Raw genomic sequence first — 18241 nt, 5'->3', positions numbered from 1 at the left:
GCCCCACCCCGCTGGCGAAGCGTGAACCGGACAGCAAAAGCGTAGCCCACCCGCTCGACGTACGACGGCGCGCGACGCATCCCGCTTGGGTCACTACGCCACGGAATCCGCCGTGAGATACGCCAGCGGATTGTCCACGAACTTGCGAAGGCCGATCTGCGCGGCGCCGATGAGCGCCGGCCTCCGCATGTCCCGCGTAAGCAGAATATGCGCCTCGACCTTGTCGCGCGCGAGGATCTGGCGCTGCACCTCGGCCTGCATGCGTTCGCGCTCTTCGGCGGAGAGCTGCGCCCAGCAGCCTCCGATGATCACCGTGTCCACGTCCGACAGATTGATGGTCGAGACGATTGCCGAGACCATTGCGCCGAAGGCTTTCAAATAGACGTTGTGCATGGGTTCCGCACCGTCGAAAACAGCCTGCGTGAACATATCTATGGCCTGTTGGCTTGCGGCGGCATCGCCGCTGGCAAGCCCGGCGCGCTCCACCATCGAGCGGCGGCCTGCGTAGACCTCGAGGCATCCATGCCGTCCGCAACGGCACTGCGGGCCATCCAGCTGCACGGAAAGATGCCCGATCTCACCGGCGAATCCATGTCCGCCGTCCACCACCTTGCCGTCGCGCACAATGGCTCCGCCGATGCCGATGTCGGTGGAAACGTAGATGAACGAGCCGTCCGGCCCCACCATGCCCTCGTCATGGACCTGCGTGGCATAGCCGGGAAGATGCGCGGTTGCAGCCATGTTCGACTCATTTCCGGCAACCACATTGAGTCGCTTGATCACGTCGTACTGCATGAGGTCTATGTTCTCCCAACCGAGGTTGCGCGCGACAATCAGGTGCGCATCTTCGGTGACCAATCCGGGTAGCGCGATTCCGGTTCCGGCAAGAATGTAGCCCTGCTCGCGCAAGGTCTGTTCCTGATCGAGCAGCATGGCGTCGAGATCGGCGAATATCTCGTCCGCATCCACCTCGTGCAGATCGCGGTCCACCCACCGCTCGGCCACCGTCGAGCCGTCAAGGTCGAGCACCGTATAGCCGTAGCCGTCGGTGTTGATCTGGATGCCGATGCCGCACACCCGGCCGCCGGCGATGATCAGCGGCGTGCTCGGCCTGCCGTATACCGCCTGCACAAGCGGCACCCCTTCCCTGAGCACACCATGCTCAATGAGGAGCGAGACCAACAGAGACATCGTCGCCTTGGTCAATCCCGTCGCCTTTGCCAGATCGGCCCGGCTGAGCGGTTGCGGCGAGCGCAGCACCTGATTCAGAACCACCGAGAGATTGTGATTGCGTAGATCATCTTGATTGATTCGTTTCAGCGTCGCCATGTCGACCCCCATCTTCGAGCCAATAGTTAACCCACTTGCCTAACAAGCCATGCTACACTAGACTTATTAGTTTAATGAACATACTATATTGGGTCGCATACGGCAGGGCTGTCGTCTGCGATCCGCGTAGGAACCGGAACACACGCGACCACGGAACGTCTGTGGAAGCCAGAGCAAGGAGACAATATGGAACCGATGTTGGTTGCGGGCGTCGACACTTCGACCCAATCATGCAAGGTGCGCGTCACCGATGCCCGGACAGGTAAGCTCGTACGCTTCGGCCAGGCGAAGCACCCGGACGGATCGACAGTGGATCCCCAGGCCTGGTGGGAGGCGTTCCTCGAAGCCAGTGAGCAGGCCGGCGGATTGGACGACGTCTCGGCAATTGCCGTCGGCGGCCAACAACATGGCATGGTGATCCTCGACGAGCAAGGGCGCGTGATCCGCGATGCGATGCTGTGGAACGACATCTCGTCGGCCCCTCAAGCCGTTGAACTCATCGATGAACTCGGTGCGGCACCGGCGGCCGACGGCGAACCGGAGGATCGCCACGCCCGCGGCATCTCCCGCTGGGTTCGCGCGGTGGGCTCCTCCCCCGTCGCCTCATACACGCTGACGAAGCTGCGCTGGGTGAGCGAGCACGAGCCGCAACATGCGGCGCGCATAGCGGCCGTCTGCCTCCCTCACGACTGGCTGAGCTGGCGCATAGCCGGTTTCGGACCAGTGGATCCTGGCGAGGATGCCCATTTGGATGCACTGTTCACCGACCGTTCCGACGCCTCCGGCACCTTGTATTTCGACGCGGCGTCCAACACCTACCGGCGCGATCTGCTCGCCCGGGGCTTGCAATCGGCCGCAGCGGACGAACCGGCACCCGAATGCCTACAGGCCGCCGCACGCATTGTGCTGCCCGCCGTGCTGGGCCCACAAGAGGCCGCCAAGGTGAAGGCCTCCCCATCGATTGCCGGAGGCGCGGTAGACGGGGGCTGCATCATCGCCCCGGGTGGGGGCGACAATGCAATGGCAGCCCTGGGCTTGGGAATGGCCGTCGGAGATGTGTCGGTGTCCCTTGGCACATCGGGTGTCGCTGCGGCTGTGAGCGAGCGCCCTGCATACGATCTGAACGGCTCTGTTTCCGGATTCGCGGATTGCACCGGGCATTTCCTGCCCCTGGCCTGCACCATCAACGCCTCCCGCATTCTCGATGCAGGACGTGCGGTGCTCGACGTGGACTACGAGGAGCTCACCGACCTCGCCCTGGCCGCGCGCCCCGGTGCCGGCGGCATCACATTGGTGCCGTATTTCGACGGCGAACGCACACCGAACCGACCGGACGCCACTGCCACTCTCAGCGGGATGACGCTACGCAACACCAATCGCGCGAACTTCGCCCGCGCATTCGTCGAGGGGTTGCTGTGCTCACAACGAGACTGTCTGGAGCTCATCCGCTCGCTCGGCGCCGCGATTGAGCGCATCCTACTCATCGGCGGCGGAGCGAAATCGCGTGCGGTGCGCACGTTGGCCCCAACTGTGCTCGGCATGGAGATCACCTGCCCCGCCACCGACGAATACGTGGCCATCGGAGCCGCACGACAGGCGGCTTGGGTGCTCAGCGGCGTGGATGACGCGCCCGATTGGCCGATCTCGATTGATGCGGTGCAGACCGGCACCCCCACCCCGCAGGTCTACGACGCCTACGTGCAGGCTCGCGGCTGATTCCACCCAGGCCGGGTGGTGTGCACCATGCGCACATTGTGCCCACCACCCGGCATTCCATATTGTCGATTCCGATTCCAGGGAGTTTCATGAGCGTCGTCCAGAATCCAATACTCAACTCGGACTTTCCCGATCCCGACATCATCAGGGTCGGCCATACCTATTACATGGCGAGCACCACGATGCATTTCATGCCCGGATGCGACATATTGAGGTCGTTCGACCTGACGCACTGGGAACCATATGGCCATGTCTACCGCACACTTGGGCACACGGGCGCCTATATGCTGGACGACGATCAGGACCTGTATGGGCAGGGAATGTGGGCGCCGTCCCTGCGATGGCACAACGGCAGGTTCCATGTGCTGTTCTCCGCGAACGACACCCATACAACCCATCTGTTCACCGCCAGGGACGCCCGCGGCCCATGGCGGCATCATATCGTCCGGGGCTTCTACCACGATCCTTCGCTGCTCTTTGACGATGGGCGTGTGTTCATCGTTCACGGCAACACCGCACTGCGGCTGACCGAGATGGATGCGGATCTGTCCGGACCGAAGGCCGGTGGACTCGACCGTGTGCTCGTGCAGGATTTGCCGAATCAGGATCTGGGATACGAGGGATCCCATCTGCAACGGCATGATGGGCGGTATTACCTGTTCACCTGTCATTTCGCCCGTGGCCACCGCAAAACCGAGGATTGTTTCATCGCGGATTCGCTTGACGGTGAGTTCCGGGGCCGCTGCATTCTGGATGACGACTTGGGATACCATGACCAAGGTGTGGCGCAAGGTGGCATGGTGGACACGCCCGATGGCCAATGGTACGCGTTCATGTTCCAGGACCGCGGGGCATTGGGCAGGACACCCGTGCTCATGCCGATGCATTTCGATACGGACGGCATGCCCGTATTGGGCGTGAACGGGCGAGTTCCGGCATACGTCGAAAGCGCGCCTTCCGCCGAACCGCACCATCATTATGCGCCGCTCAACGGCGATGACGATTTCCGCTACACGCCCGATAGCAGGGGAACCATCCATCTGGCCCCCTATTGGCAGTTCAACCACACACCACATGACGAGACATGGTCGGTGACCGCGCGCCCCGGCGCATTCCGCATCACCACAAGCCGCGTATCGGCCACCATGCTGCGGGCGACCAATACGCTTACGCAACGCACGACCGGCCCACGGTGCGCCGCGGAAGTGACCATTGACGCCAGCGGACTCATGGAAGGCGACATCGCCGGGCTCTGCGCATTCCAAGGCTGCTACGCATACGCCGCCATAACACGCAGGCAGGGATCTTGGCATGCGATCATGGCGGAACGCAATGCGTTGCACCCGGACAACACCGCCGAGCGCCATTACGACGAGATCCCGGTTGAAGTGGAGTCCCTGCCATTGCCGTCACCGCAGGTCACGTTCCGTTTGGAGATCGACTACACCGACATGCGCGATACCGCGCGTTTCCTTGTGCGGACAGACGCCGGGTGGATACCGATCGGACATCCCCACCGCCTGTGGTTCAAACTGGATCATTTCACAGGATGCCGGTTCGCACTGTTCACCCAAGCGACCCAGCATGTTGGAGGACATGCCGACTTCATGCGCTTCCGTTATCACGATGCCTCGGATATGGGAGCTTGACCCAAGGTGTAGTCATGCGCCGCGATGCCCACTGCGCATTTCCACAGGGAAACCCAGATGCAGGAAGCGGTCGCCATGCATGTCGGTGCGGTCCCAGTGCACAAGACCCGGTCCACTGGGATCGCCCATCGCCGCAAAACGCGTCCAATACCGTGACATGCATTGGGAGAGCTCAACATGGCATCCACGCATGGGTCGCCAGCATGAGCCCAAGGTCCCGAACACGAACCAGAGGTCGGAAGAATGGAAGGAGCCCGCGTCATCGCCGGGCATCGGCACATCGAAATGGTAATAATACGGTGCGCGGCCGCCACCATGCTGCCATGCTGCGATCAGCCGGCGGTTGCCTTCGCGGCCAGCCCGCACCTGATGGCCTTGCCCGTCGGACACCATGAATTCGTCTTGCGTATCACCCACCACCAGATCGATGTTCTTGGTTTGGCCGTCAAGTATCAGATCGCGCTCCTGCCGTGGCATGAAGACGCCATCGACACATGGCACCCAATTGACCATCATCGGCCATGCGGCATCATCCACACCTTCAGGCGCCTCAAGCCTAGATGCTCCCTCGAACAGGGTCTGCGCATCGACATCCCGTGCCTCATCGAGGTTCTCCACCCCCAGACGCCGCATCAACCTTGCGCCCGTCGACTGTGCGGATTCCAATGAGCACAGCGTTGCATTGAAGTAGCCAAGGCCCGCGCCTGATTGCATGATGGCCCGGGAGAACAGTCCGGCATTACTCGGCGCGCAGCATTGCGCCAATACCGAAGCCGCACCCGCGGATTGCCCGAAGACGCATATGCGCGTGGGGTCGCCACCGAAAACGGTGATGTTGCGGCGCACCCACCGAAGGGCGGCCTGTTGGTCCAACCATCCGAAATTCGCATACGGGGCGCCTTCCTCCGCTTTCTCCTGCAGCCAGCGGTGTGAGAAAAATCCGAACACGTTCAGCCGATATGCCACCGACACAACCACAACGCCCTGACGCGCGAGCGCGGTGCCGTCGAACTCCTTCTCCATCGCGCAACCGCACTGGTAGGCGCCTCCATGGATCCACACCATGACCGGCAGGGATTCGCCGGTGAGGCGCGCATCGGCGCCGCTCCCCCGCAATGCCGGCGTCCAGATGTTCAGATACAGGCAATCCTCATCGAGCGGGATGGCGGGATCCATGCCCCATTCCTTGTCATAGAACGGGTTTGACGCTCCCGGAATGGGTTGCAGGCAGGCCGGGGCATCGTCGAACGCGCACCGTACACCTTGCCAAGGCGCCGGCGACTGGGGTGGTCGCCAACGCAGCGGCCCCACTGGTGGAGCGGCGAACGGCACCCCACGAAAAGCTGTGATGGAGGGATCACCCACCGCCAATCCCTCGAGTGTTCCCTGCTCACATGTGACTTGCCTGCGCATCACGCACGTCCCGTCCCGGCATCGACGTCTCCGCCAGCGCGCACCGATGGCTCGATCATGGCACCACGCTTCAAATCATAGGCAAATGGAGGCATCGGAGTGCCACGGCCATCCACAAGCAGACCGCGTGACGGGTTGTTCCGCCATGCATACCGCAGTATGTCGGGACGCCGCTCAGGCAGCGGAATGCACACTTCTGCCCCCTCAACCGTCGCAGGTGCAGGCACCGCGCACATGGCATCGCGCCAGACGAACTCGAATTCGCCCGGATCGCCGCCATCGAGCGTCAACGGCGTGCAAGGGACCGGATTGGCCCCTTGGCGGGCAACAGTGGCATAGGAGACACACAGCATCCCATCGCGTTCCTCGATCCTCTCCACCATCGGCTGCACATTGTCGCCTCCATAGAGCAGCGCACATGCCGCGTCGAACAGACGTGACGCGACGAGCTTCTTGTCATGCGGATGCAAGTCGTTGGGTTCACCGGCATCCAGCGTCACGACCGTCTTCACGTCGGGCACTTGCTGCCCGACGGCCCACTGCCCGACGCGTACGAGCGGCCAACCGCCGTCCTCGATGCAATCGATGCTGATGCCGGGCAATTGCACGATGAGGAAGGGCATATGCGGATCATGCCAACGCTCCCGCCACAAATCGATCATCGTGGCGAGCAGTTTTCCGTATTGCGCCGCCCTGGTCCCGGTGTTCGATTCCCCTTGGTACCACAGCGCGGCGCGTACCGGGAAACGGAAGCAAGGCGCGAGCATGGCGTTATACAACCCGGTGGGGCGCCAACGCACGAAATCCTCACTCGGACATGGCCTGTCCATGCTCGCCACGACGGCAAGCCTCCAGAGGCCGCTCACATCATGGACCTCATCGCCGACCTGCAAGGTCATCGTCTTGCCTTCGGTCACCCGGCCGGATCCCGCGTTGCAGACAAGGCGCACAACAATCTCATTGGCCCCCGTGTGCAGCATACCGGCAGGAATCCGGTAGTCACGGGGCTCATATTGGTTGGGGCGGCCCCCTATGTTGATTCCATTGATGTAGGTCTCATCGATGTCAGCCCATGCCCCCAACCGCAGCGTGCCTTCAGCACCCTCGCAATAGGGCGGCAGCACCACTGTCCGCCGCAATTCGAGCATTCCCTGGAATCCCGGCAACCCGCAATCCTCAAAACGTGCCGGCAGGTCGACATGGCGCCAATGCAGCTTGTCGGCAGGAATTCGCCGCGCTTGCAGTTCCTCCATCCACCCAGCGACCGCAGCCAGACTCTCTTCGCTCCGCGCCTCGGCCACGCCATCACCCAGATAGGGATCCAGCTCCTCCAACGCTTCAGGACAATCATCGAGTGAAGCGGCGTCCATCCATGCTTCGATGGGGGAACCGCCCAACGATACATTGAGCAGCCCGACGGGGACATGCAACCACTGGCGCACCATTCGCCCAAAGAAATACGCGACTGCGGAGAATTGACCCAGCGTCTCGGGTGCACACCCCAGCCATGAGGCCTCCTCATGGTCACGCACCGGGCCGGAGAAATCGTATCGGTCCACGACCTTGAACTGGCGCAGCAAGGGGTCATCCTGCCGCTGGAACTCGCTGGGATAGTACGGATGCACCCATTGCATGGAAAGCTCCATATTGGATTGCCCCGAACACAGGAACACCTCACCCGCATAGCATGAGCGCCGCACTGTCGCGCCATCGCCAATCACTTCGAAGGCATACGGGCCGCCAGGATCCAACGCGTCCAACCGCACCTGCCAGCCGCCGTCCGCGGCGCTTATGGTTTCCCCTGCACATTCGCCGATACGTACGGAGACACGCTCCCCCGGTGTGCACCATCCCCAGATGTTCACGGGTCTGCCGGATTGCAGCACACATCCATCATCCAGCAGCTTTGGCATTGTCAATGTCATATGCGTCCCTTGCCTTCCGTGCGGTCATGTCATCTGCACCGCAGATATGGAGATGCACGCTGGGCGGGCCGTCCCGGAGACGGCCCGCCCAGCGTGCATCCATGGTCATTCACTCAATTCGCGGTAATCGAAGTCCACGAACTCCGCCGTTGCGTCATAGCCCGACAGGTCCACTGCCGCGAGCCCAACGAACGCACCGGTGAAGAACCCGCCATACCGTTGGTTCACATAGTCGTCCGACAGGATCTTCGCGTCCAGTTCGACACCGAGGTCATGCCACTGCTCACCATCGAACGAATAGTCGTAACCATAGGTCTGCGTGCGCACACGCGTGCGCAGCCATACGGTCTCCACATCATCGGGAACCGGCACCGCCCGGTCCCGCAGGAACGAGGTGTAGGTGTTGAAATCGTTCTGGGCGACTTCGATCACACGGCACTGCCGCTTCTCATCCCAAGTGACGAAAGCCCACGACCAGCACAGGTCGTTGTAGTAGTTCGTCAGACCGGCCATCTGCCGGTAGTTGGTGGGGTCGAATCGCACACCGACAGACGCGTCGAAATCGAACGCCTGCCAACGGCGGGCGACGAGGGACAGGTCGAAGAGGTTGCACAGCGATCCCTGCCCACGCAAGGTCAGCGTGCCGCCTCCGACGGAACCCATCGATTCGTCGAAGGGCACACGCAGCGTGTTCCAATCCAAGGCGAGCTGCGACGCCTCGAAATCGTCATGCTGGCTGTGATCGGCCGGTGCCTCGGTCTCGATGGCGTCTTGCGGCGCCTCGACGACGCGTTGTCCGCCATGGCCGCCGACGACGACAGGCCAGCCGTCATCGGTCCATTCGACTTTCTGGATGGACGTCTCACGTCCCAGGGTGCACCATCCACGCGGATCGGTCACCGATTCGTTCTCATGGTGCCAGGGCCGGGCACACAGCGACGCGTAGTACCATTCGCCGGATGGCGTGTCCACGAGTGCGCCATGCCCCTGCTTCTGCAGGTAGCTGCGTGGGGTGTCGAAGTTGCTGATGAACGGGTCGTACGGGCTCCCCTCGAACGACATCGCATCGAGCGTCGAGGAACGCGCGACGACCTCCTGATGCGTCCAGACGGTGCCGCCCTCGGCGCAGAACAGGTAGTACATGCCGTTGATTTTGTACAGGTGCGGGCCTTCGACGAGTTTGACATCGGTGCCGCGCCAAATCGTGCGTTCGGTCTCGGGGCGCAGGCGCATGGTCTCGACGTCGAACTCGGTAAGCGTGATGCCATCGAAGGGATGGTTGTATTCACGGAAATCCCAAGTCTGCTGGACGAGGTACTTGCGCCCGTCATCGTCATGGAACAGGCTTGCATCGAAGCCAACGCCGTTGATCCGGATCGGTTCGCTCCACGGGCCACGGATATCCTCGGCGGTCACGAGGTAGTTCGTGCAGTCCTTGAACGCGCCGTTGACGATTTTGACATCGGAGTACACGAGCCAGAACTTGCCGTCCGCATAGGACAGGTCGGGAGCCCACACGCCGCCGGAGGACGGGTTGCCGCGCATGTCGATCTGCGAACGACGGTTCAGCGGGCTCGGCAACAGGCGCCAATGCACCATGTCCTTCGACTCGTGCAGACGCACGCCAGGCCACCATTCGAACGTGGAATTCGCGATGTAGTAGGTGTCTCCGACCCTGATCATCGACGGATCGGCGTTGAATCCGGGCAGTACCGGGTTTTCGATCTTCATAACGATCTCCTTAAGGAAACGGCGGCCCGGTTGTGCCCGGGCCGCCGCGCTTCGTGCATTGCAGGCGACGGGTCGGATCAGCCCTTGACCGCGCCGGTCAGGCCACCCACGATCTTCTTCTGGAAGATCGTGAAGCAGATGAGGGCCGGAAGCATGGCGAGCGAGGTGAACGCCAGGACCCTGGCCGTATCCACCGAGTGCTGGGAGCTGAACATCTGCACACCAAGCGGAAGCGTGTACTTGCTTTCATCGCTCAGGACGAAGAGCGGAAGCATATAGCCGTTCCAGCTTCCCACGAAGGTGAGGATGCCGGTCGTGGCGACGCCGGGCATCGAAAGCGGGATGACCATGCGCCAGAAGAAGCCGAGGCGAGAGCAACCGTCCAGCAGGCACGCCTCCTCCAACTCCATCGGTATGGATTGCAGGAATGGGACCAGGATGATGATGGTCTGCGGCAGACCGAATGCGATCTGTGGCAGGATGATGCCCGCGAGGGAGTTCGACAGGCCCAGGTTCCTGATCATCAGGTACAGCGGAGTGATGCCGACGGTCATCGGGAACATGAGGCCCGCTGAGAACAGCGCATACATCAGTGCCGAGTACCGGAACCTGTAGCGGGCGATGACGTAGCTGACCATGATGCCGAGGACGACGACGCCGACCATCGTGCAGATGCCCACGATCAGTGAGTTGACCAGCTCGGTCCAGAAGATGTCACTGGTGATGACTTCCTTGTAGTTGCTGATCACCCAGGGATTCGGCAGACCGGCAGGGTTGTTGGTGATCTGCGCGTTGGTGCGGAATCCGCCGAAGATGATGTAGAGCACCGGGACGACGCAAATCGCCACGAGCACGAGCGAGAAGAAATAGACCACCGGATTGCCCCATGGGGTCTTCGATGACTTATGGAAACCGTTGTTCTTGGAATATGCCGTTGCAGCACTCATCTCACTTCACTCCTTCCATGGCGACCGCCAGGGCCTCATCCTCTGCGGTCTGCCTCTTCTTGCGCTTCTTGGACGCCTTCTTCTCGGTCAAGGCGCCGTCGAGATCACGGTTGAGCACAAAGTGCTGGTAGGTCAGCGCCACGATCAGCGAAATGACGAAAATGATGAGGGCGACGGCGGAGCCATATCCGTAGTTGCCTGCACCGCGTCCCTCACGGACCATGTAGGTGGCCATCGTGGAGACGCCGGCCGTCGTGGAAACGTACTGGCCCCAGATGATGTAGACCAAATCGAACAGCTGCAGCGAACCGATCATCGACAGGAAGACCCAGATGCGCAGCGTCGGGGCGAGCAACGGCAATGTGATGCTCTTCTGGATCTGCCAGAACCCGGCACCGTCCACCTTTGCCGCTTCGTACAGTTCCTCAGGAATCGACTGCATGCCCGCAAGCATGAGGATGACGGCGAATCCGATGTATTTCCAGCTGATGAGCAGCAGCAGGGTCCAGATCGCGACCTTGGGATTGGCTAGCCAATCGACACCATGCATGCCAAGTGATTCAAGGATCTGGTTGACTGCGCCCTTCTTCTGGAGCAGCAGGCTCCAGCCGGTACCGACGATGACCTCTGAAACGACATACGGCACGAAGATGAGCGTACGGATCAGGCCACGCCCCTTGAACTTCTGGTTGAGCAGGAGAGCGAAGAGGATGGCCAACGGGCCCTGGATAACGAGGGACCCAATGACGATTTCAAAGGTGTGCAGAATCGCCTGCTGGAAGTTCGGATCCTTCAACGCCACGATGTAGTTCTGCAGTCCGACGAACTTGCCGTTCTCGGCCGGGGTGCCGAAACCCTTCCATTGGTAGAAACCGTAGTAAGCTCCCAGAATGATCGGAAGGATCACAAAGCAGCAGAAGAGGATGATCGCGGGTGCGGAAAGGATGAAAATTTCGAGATTTCTGCGCCCCTTGCCGTTAGAGGGTTTGCGTGCTCCGCCCCGCTTCTTCGTTTCGGCAACCGGTCGCCCGACTGCCACGGCATCATTCATTTCAGTCATGTCATCAATCCCATGTATCTAAGGTGTTTCGTTGTACGTCATCCAGGGGAAAGGATGGCTGGACCATGCGGGCACAGCCCAGCCATCCCGGACCTTGCTCGGACGCGATCAGCCCTTCTGGGCGGCGTCCTGCATCGCCTTGACGATGTCTTCAGGGCTGCCCTGCCCCGACAGCATGTTCACCACAGCGGCATTCAATGCATTGCCGATGTTGGTGCCCAGTGCGGTATCCATCCACAGCTGCATGGACGGAGCCTTGTCCAGATATTCGATGACTTGCTTGAGTGACTCGTCGGTCACCACGGCACGGGCTGGCTCGGAGGCTGGGATGGTGGAGAACGCCTTGGCGTAATCCTCTTGGTTCTTCTTCTCGCCCATGTAGTTGACGAAGTCGATCGAGGTCTGCGAAGCCTTCGGGTTGACGCAGAAGTAGGTCACGCCGCCCATGAGTGCACCGGGCTCGCCTTCGCCGCCGGCGACCTCGGGGAACGCGAAGAATCCAAGGTCAGCCATCGGCTTCTGATCAGGGGTGAGGTCCTTGAGTACGCCCGGCTCCCAAGCGCCCATGAGTTCCATGGCCGCTTTATGGTTGGCGAGCAGGCCGGCAGAGGAGTTGGCGCCCTGCTGCGCGGTCGTGGTCAGGAAGCCGTCGTTGAAGACCTTCAAATCCTTGAGCTCCTGCAGCTTCTTGCCGGCGTTGACCCAGCATGCGTTCGAGAAGTCGTGGTCCTGAACGCTCTTGTCGTAGACCTCAGGAGAGCACTCGCGCAGGACCAGCCAGTAATACCAATGCGCCGCAGGCCAGGCATCCTTGGCGCCGAGCGCAATGGCATCGGTGCCGCTGTCCTTGAGTTTCTTCGCGTCCGCGAGCAGTTCCTCGTAGGTCGCCGGCACATCGGAAACGCCAGCCTTCTTGAACAGATCCTTGGAATACCACATGCCGCCCGGTTCCACGCTGACCGGGACGCCGTAGACCTTGCCGTCGAACGTGGCCGCGGAAAGGGTCGTCTTCATGTCGGTCTTCACCGTGTCCGAGATCTTATCGGTCAGATCCATGACCTGACCGGCGTCGATCATCTCCTTGGTCTTGGCGCCGCCAAGCGACATGAATACATCCGGACCGGATGCGGGATCCTGCATGGCGGTCTGCAGTTTGCCAGCGAAATCCTCGTTCTGAATGGCCTGGATCTCCACCTTGGTCCCCGGGTTGGCCTCTTCGAAGGACTTTGCCAGATTCTCCCAGTATTGGCGGCCCTCACCGGCGGAAGCATTGTGCCAGAACGTGATGGTCTTGTCATCGGACGACGACTCCGACCCGCCACATGCGCTCATGCCGATTACGGTCGCAACGGCCAGTGTCGCTGCTGCAAACGTCTTGAGTTTCATAGTTCCTCCTTGATCTTTGTCCACGTTGACATTGACGTGGAGCCGTCCTCGCTGGCACAAATCGCCGGAAGGCAATTCATCCGAGCTTCTACGAAGCTCTGGTGCAACATTGAGAACTATCGAAAACTTACGTTGTTTTCGTTAGAAACTAACGTAAACCTACTTTGTCAATTAGTCAAACTAAGTGTGTTTTCGGCGTTTCGCGCACTTTTGTATATATTTGCTTGCCGTTTTCACAACAAACGTCCTATTTCGTTTGCAACATTACGAAACTTTCGCTATTATGCCATATGGTATCACACCCATTCATTTGCGACAAAGGAGCTCCATATGTCGGAACCCAAAGTCAGATTGGCGGACATCGCAAAGGACACCGGCTACTCATTGGCGACCGTCTCCAAGGCGCTCAATGGCCGTTCCGACATATCGGACGAAGCCCGCGCAGCCATCGACCGGGCGCTCAAAGCCACGGGGTACCAACGCCGCGGCCAGAAAACGGCCGGACAACGGTACATCGAAGTGGTCTTCCAGGACCTCGACACAATCTGGGCGCTCGAAGTGCTGCGCGGCGTGTTGCGTGAGACAAGGCACTCCCCCGACATCAGCGTCATCACGACGGAAAGCGGCACACGCCAGCACCCCGACGACGACTGGATTACCGGCATGTTGAGGCGCAAGCCATTCGGCGTCATCTTCATCTTCGCCAATCTCACCGAAAGGGAAAAAGGCAGATTGCAAGACAACGGCATCCCCTACGTCATCTTCGACCCCTCAGGCGAGCCATCGAACGACGACTTCTCCGTGCAGGCGGACAACTGGGCCGGCGGCGTGCTCGCGACACGTCACTTGCTCGCGCTTGGGCACACGCGCATCGGCATCATCACCGGCCCCGAAGAGATGATGTGTTCGCGCGCAAGGCTCGACGGTTACACGTCGGCCCTCGCCGAACAGGGCATCGAGCTGGACCCCGAACTGGTGACCGAAGGTGATTTCACGACCGAAGGCGGCTACGCGCAGGCGATGGCGCTGCTGGAGAACCCGAACCGCCCCACCGCGATCTTCGCCGGAAGCGACCTGCAGGCGATGGGCGTCTATGAGGCCGCCCGGCAGAACCGGCTGCGCATCCCCGAAGACCTTTCTGTCGTCGGGTTCGACGACGTGCAGACATCCGCCTTCCTGGGTCCGGCGCTCACCACCGTGCGCCAACCCTTGCACGACATGGCGGCGGTCTCGACGCGCATGCTCATCGACACGGCGGAGGGACGCCCCACGCAACACCATGTGATCCTGCCCACCACACTTGTAGTGCGCAACAGTACGCACGACCTGCACTGAACGTCCCGCACCCTATGCTTCACAACCGACGAGGCACCCCACGAAGCCTCCGGACCATTCAGTGCTCAGCGGCGCCACGTCGATCACCTCGACGGCCGGCGCCTCCCATGCCTGTTCCGCGGACTGCGCCACGACCACACGCGCCATGCCTTTGTCGAAGACGAGCATGACCGACCCCGGCTCCCCTTCGGAGATCGGCACCATGCCCTCCCTGCGCTCCGGTCCCTCGCCGAGCGCCCACTGCACCGACGCCCCATCGGTCGCCACGCTCAGTGTATGGCGGCTGTCCTGCCGGATGCGCACCGTGCCACGCGGTGGGCACAGCACGACGCATCTGTCTTCAGGCATACGCCGGTACACCACGCCATCCGCGCGCACGGCCGCGGCTTCGCCCTCGCCGACGGTAAAAGGCATGCGCGCATCGACGACAGCCTGCGATTCGCACGGCCCGATGCGCATGTCGAGCAGGGTCCCGTCCGCCGCATCGATGCGCAATGTCTGCGCCAGACGCCCCGCTCCTCCAGCGAGCACCGGCCAGCCCGGGTCATCGGTCCGCCTTTGCGCGGGCCCATTGGATTCCAATGACCATTGCGCCGGATCGTGCTGCCACTCGACAGGTGCCACAAAGGTCTCCCTGCCCAAGAAACTGAGCGCCCCATGGTCCGCGGTGGGGGTCTCGCGCGAACCCAGGCACGCGACCCACCAGCCGAGCCGTGGATGATGCAGCAGATCGGCGTGGCCCACACACTGCACGCGCTCCTCCAAACCCAGATGCCGGTGCGTCAGGAACGGATTCTTCTTGCACGGATGGAACAGTCGCGCATACCGCCCCACAACCGACCGTTCGTCGGCACGCGGCGCGCGCGGCTCGGTCCCGTCCGCATGCGCTTGGCCCTGCAGGGATTCGATCGCAGGTCCGAGCCCGTCGGGTGCCCACGTGCGCATGGTCATCTCGCTGTGGTCGAAGCTTGTGCCGCCTTCCGCGGTCATCAGATATACCCAATCGCCGATGCGGTACAGGTGCGGCCCTTCGGCCCACACCGCCTCCACGCCGTATCCCGTCCAGAGGACCGTTTTGCCGTAGTCTCCGTCTGCGTCATGCGACGCGCACAGCCGCCACGTCTCCGGGTCAATCCGCTGGGTCCACACCTCGGTCTGCCCTTCCCAGCGCGGGCGTACGGCCGGTCTTGTCTGCGTCCAGTACACGGAGCCGTCAAGGTCCTCGAAGATGTCTGGATCGATCCCCTCGGCGCCCTCGATCCAGTACGGGCCGCGCCATGGTCCCTCAAGCGCATCGGCTTCGATGATGAAGTTGCCTTGGCTTGTGCGGGCCGCCTCGATCGACTCCGGGTCGACCCCAGCTGCATCGGCCGCGTCCAGATCGATGCGGGCGACCGTGCATGCGATCACGTACTTCCCGCGGATCATGCGCAATGTCGGCGCATACAATCCCCCGGAATCAAGCACGAAGGGGATCAGCAGCCGTTGCGCCATCGCCTCGTCGACGGCGTTCCCCGCAAGCTCCCAGTTCGCGATATCGTCCGAGACGTGGATCGGCAGTCCCGGCACCAGTTCGAACGAGGAATTCACCAGGGCCACTCGCTCCCCGCGCTCGTCCCACATCCAGCTTGGGTCGGGGTACATGCCCCGCAGTACGGGATTGGTGATGTCCATGGTCGCGGTCGTTGCGGTCATCGTGGTCCTCCATATCGGTAGTGGTCGATCATACCAGTACATTCGGTTCGGCAGTGCGCCATGTGCCTCGCGTCTTGCGCAGGCAAAAGGGCAAACACACCGTCGTGCCCGCCCGTATGGAAAAAGCCCATGGGCCTCCGGGAACCGCCGTGCTCCCCCGCGCGCGGTGTGTTTGATGGGAAGGATGCGCGCGGAGCGTATGGGTGCACGGTGTGGCTCGATGGCCCTGGGCCTGCATCGCGCCTGCAGAGGAAAGGAAAGAACAGGCGGCGATTCATTGGAAGGAAGGAAAGGAAGAATACTGGCGGCATATGCCATACGGCGTGCACTGCATATGCCGCGCACCGCAGAGGTTGGGTGGACGGTCCGGCCGTCCATGCGGCAGACGGCCGGACCGTGTGACGTCAGGCGTTGGCCAGGGCGTCGATGATGTAGTTGTTGATGGTCGCCTTCACGTCCTCGAGGTGATCGGGGTGCGTGGATGCGATGATCTCGGACTGCGGCATGTCGATGGCGTAGTCGTTGAGCGATTCGAGGGTCGCGGTGCCGTCGTCGATCGACTTACCGATGCCCGAATCGTAGGAGCCGTAACGATTGGCCACGAGGTCCTCGATGTACTTGTCCTGATGCATCTTGTCTGCCACGAGCAGGCCGGCGGCGAACGAGTCCATGCCGGCGATGTGCGCGCGGAACAGGTCTTCGGCGCTGAACGAGGTGCGGCGCGGCTTGGCATCGAAGTTGAGGCCGCCGTGAGGGCCGATCTGGCCTTCATCGAGCACTTCCCACATCACGGAGGTGGTCTCGTACAGGTTGGTCGGGAACTCGTCGAGATCCCAGCCAAGCAGCATGTCGCCCTGGTTGGCGTCGAGCGAACCGAGCACGCCGTTGTCACGCGCGACACGGATCTCGTGCTGGTAGGTGTGGCCGGCGAGGTTCGCGTGGTTGCCTTCGAGGTTGAGCTTGAAGACGTCGATCAGGTCATAGGCGCGCAGGAAGTTGCATGCCGTGGCCGCGTCGAAGTCGTACTGGTGCGTCGTCGGTTCCTTGGCCTTCGGCTCGATGAGGAACTGGGCGTCCATGCCGATCTGCTTGGCGTAGTCGGCGCACATGTGGAAGAACTTCGCCATGTGCTCCTGCTCACGCTTCATGTCGGTGACCCACAGGTTCTCGTAGCCTTCGCGGCCGCCCCAGAACACGTAGTTCTCGGCGCCCAGGCGCTTGCCGATCTCGAGGGAGTGCTTGAGCTGCGCCGCGGCATAGGCGTAGACGTCGGCGAACGGCGAGGTGGAGGCGCCCGCCACGAAGCGCGGGTTGGTGAAGAGCGACGAGGTGTTCCACAGCAGCTTCACGCCGGTGGACTGCATGTTCTCTTCGATCTTGTCGACCACGCGGTCGAGGTTGGCGTTCGTCTCGCGCAGCGTATCGCCTTCCGGGGCGATGTCGCGGTCATGGAAGCAGAAGTACTCGGCGCCGAGCTTGGTGAAGAACTCGAACGCGTAGTCCACCTTGGCGAGCGCGTTGTCCATCGGGTCGGAATACTTGCCATCCCACGGGCGCTGGGCGGTGCCGTCACCGAAGGGGTCGGTGAGCGGCGCGTCGAAGGTGTGCCACCATGCGACGCCGAAGCGCAGCCAGTCCTTCATCTTCTTGCCGGCGACCACTTTGTCGGCGTCATAATACTGGAAGCCGAGTCCCTCCTGAAGCCCCTTGGTGCGACCGACATACTCGATCTTGTCGATGTCCCACAGACCTGCCATGACTACTCCTTTGCAATCATTTTCACTGTTCGACGCGAGTCGCACCGGGCATCCCACGCCATTTCAGATTTGTCCAGAACGCTTCCGCGTTCATGGTGTTATAGTAAAACGAAAATACTATATATGTCAAATGGATTGACTTTTAGCGTGTCGCCCGGAATTCCAGCACTCCTCGCTCATGCCACACATCCATGCAGATCGATTTCCTCGCCACACCGACCAACGTTCCGAAAAGTCCGCAGGCAAACAAAAAGCGCCAGTGTTGCCTGGCGCTTCTCTGTCACAGGGACCGACTAGT

At 61.6% G+C, this 18241-nt stretch carries 12 protein-coding genes; 3 read left to right on the top strand and 9 right to left on the bottom strand.

What is annotated here, in order from left to right; genetic code table 11:
* Nucleotides 1–93 precede the first annotated feature (93 nt).
* On the bottom strand, nt 94–1329 hold the full coding sequence (locus OGI63_RS04265; protein WP_004219344.1) for an ROK family transcriptional regulator: 1236 nt from the start codon (nt 1327–1329) through the stop codon (nt 94–96).
* 186 nt (nt 1330–1515) lie between these two features.
* On the opposite strand from OGI63_RS04265, the gene OGI63_RS04260 reads away from it, so the two are divergent.
* Together OGI63_RS04260 and OGI63_RS04255 are read left to right on the top strand one after the other, a co-directional pair.
* Nucleotides 1516–3045: a xylulokinase gene (locus OGI63_RS04260; protein WP_004219345.1), complete on the top strand. Its 1530-nt coding sequence runs from the start codon at nt 1516–1518 to the stop codon at nt 3043–3045.
* An 89-nt stretch (nt 3046–3134) separates the two neighbouring features.
* Nucleotides 3135–4694 carry a glycoside hydrolase 43 family protein gene (locus tag OGI63_RS04255; protein ID WP_004219346.1) on the top strand — a complete coding sequence of 520 codons (1560 nt, stop codon included), beginning with the start codon at nt 3135–3137 and terminating at the stop codon, nt 4692–4694.
* A gap of 12 nt (nt 4695–4706) precedes the next feature.
* Here the strand turns inward: OGI63_RS04255 and OGI63_RS04250 are convergent, their stop codons facing one another.
* The 6 genes from OGI63_RS04250 to OGI63_RS04225 all read right to left on the bottom strand — a co-directional run bounded on the left by OGI63_RS04250 (nt 4707) and on the right by OGI63_RS04225 (nt 13156).
* Entirely contained in the window at nt 4707–6107 is a 1401-nt protein-coding gene (locus OGI63_RS04250) for a carboxylesterase/lipase family protein (RefSeq protein WP_012619924.1), read from the bottom strand.
* On the bottom strand, nt 6107–8032 hold the full coding sequence (locus OGI63_RS04245; RefSeq protein ID WP_004219349.1) for a sialate O-acetylesterase: 1926 nt from the start codon (nt 8030–8032) through the stop codon (nt 6107–6109). Before OGI63_RS04245 ends, OGI63_RS04250 begins: the two co-directional genes overlap by 1 nt.
* Nucleotides 8033–8137: 105 nt before the next feature.
* Nucleotides 8138–9763: a glycoside hydrolase family 43 protein gene (locus tag OGI63_RS04240; protein ID WP_004219350.1), complete on the bottom strand. Its 1626-nt coding sequence runs from the start codon at nt 9761–9763 to the stop codon at nt 8138–8140.
* Nucleotides 9764–9840: 77 nt separating this feature from the next.
* The gene (locus OGI63_RS04235; RefSeq protein WP_004219351.1) at nt 9841–10710 is read right to left on the bottom strand and encodes a carbohydrate ABC transporter permease; all 870 of its coding nucleotides are present in this window, start codon (nt 10708–10710) and stop codon (nt 9841–9843) included.
* 1 nt (nt 10711) lies between these two features.
* On the bottom strand, nt 10712–11770 hold the full coding sequence (locus OGI63_RS04230; RefSeq protein WP_004219353.1) for a carbohydrate ABC transporter permease: 1059 nt from the start codon (nt 11768–11770) through the stop codon (nt 10712–10714).
* A gap of 108 nt (nt 11771–11878) precedes the next feature.
* Nucleotides 11879–13156 (bottom strand): extracellular solute-binding protein, encoded by a 1278-nt coding sequence (locus OGI63_RS04225; RefSeq protein WP_004219354.1) that lies wholly within the window; start codon nt 13154–13156, stop codon nt 11879–11881.
* Nucleotides 13157–13486: 330 nt separating this feature from the next.
* Between OGI63_RS04225 and OGI63_RS04220 the strand changes: the two genes are divergently transcribed.
* Nucleotides 13487–14491, top strand: a complete 1005-nt coding sequence (locus OGI63_RS04220) for a LacI family DNA-binding transcriptional regulator (RefSeq protein WP_004219356.1) — start codon at nt 13487–13489, stop codon at nt 14489–14491.
* A gap of 12 nt (nt 14492–14503) precedes the next feature.
* Here OGI63_RS04220 and OGI63_RS04215 read toward each other — a convergent pair whose 3' ends face one another.
* Nucleotides 14504–16186, bottom strand: a complete 1683-nt coding sequence (locus OGI63_RS04215) for a glycoside hydrolase family 43 protein (protein WP_004219357.1) — start codon at nt 16184–16186, stop codon at nt 14504–14506.
* Between the two features lie 404 nt (nt 16187–16590).
* Nucleotides 16591–17943, bottom strand: a complete 1353-nt coding sequence (gene xylA, locus OGI63_RS04210) for a xylose isomerase (protein ID WP_004219358.1) — start codon at nt 17941–17943, stop codon at nt 16591–16593.
* Between the last annotated feature and the right edge of the window lie 298 nt (nt 17944–18241).

The organism is Bifidobacterium sp. KRGSERBCFTRI (assembly GCF_025908335.1).
This window is presented reverse-complemented; position numbering and strand designations above follow the sequence as displayed.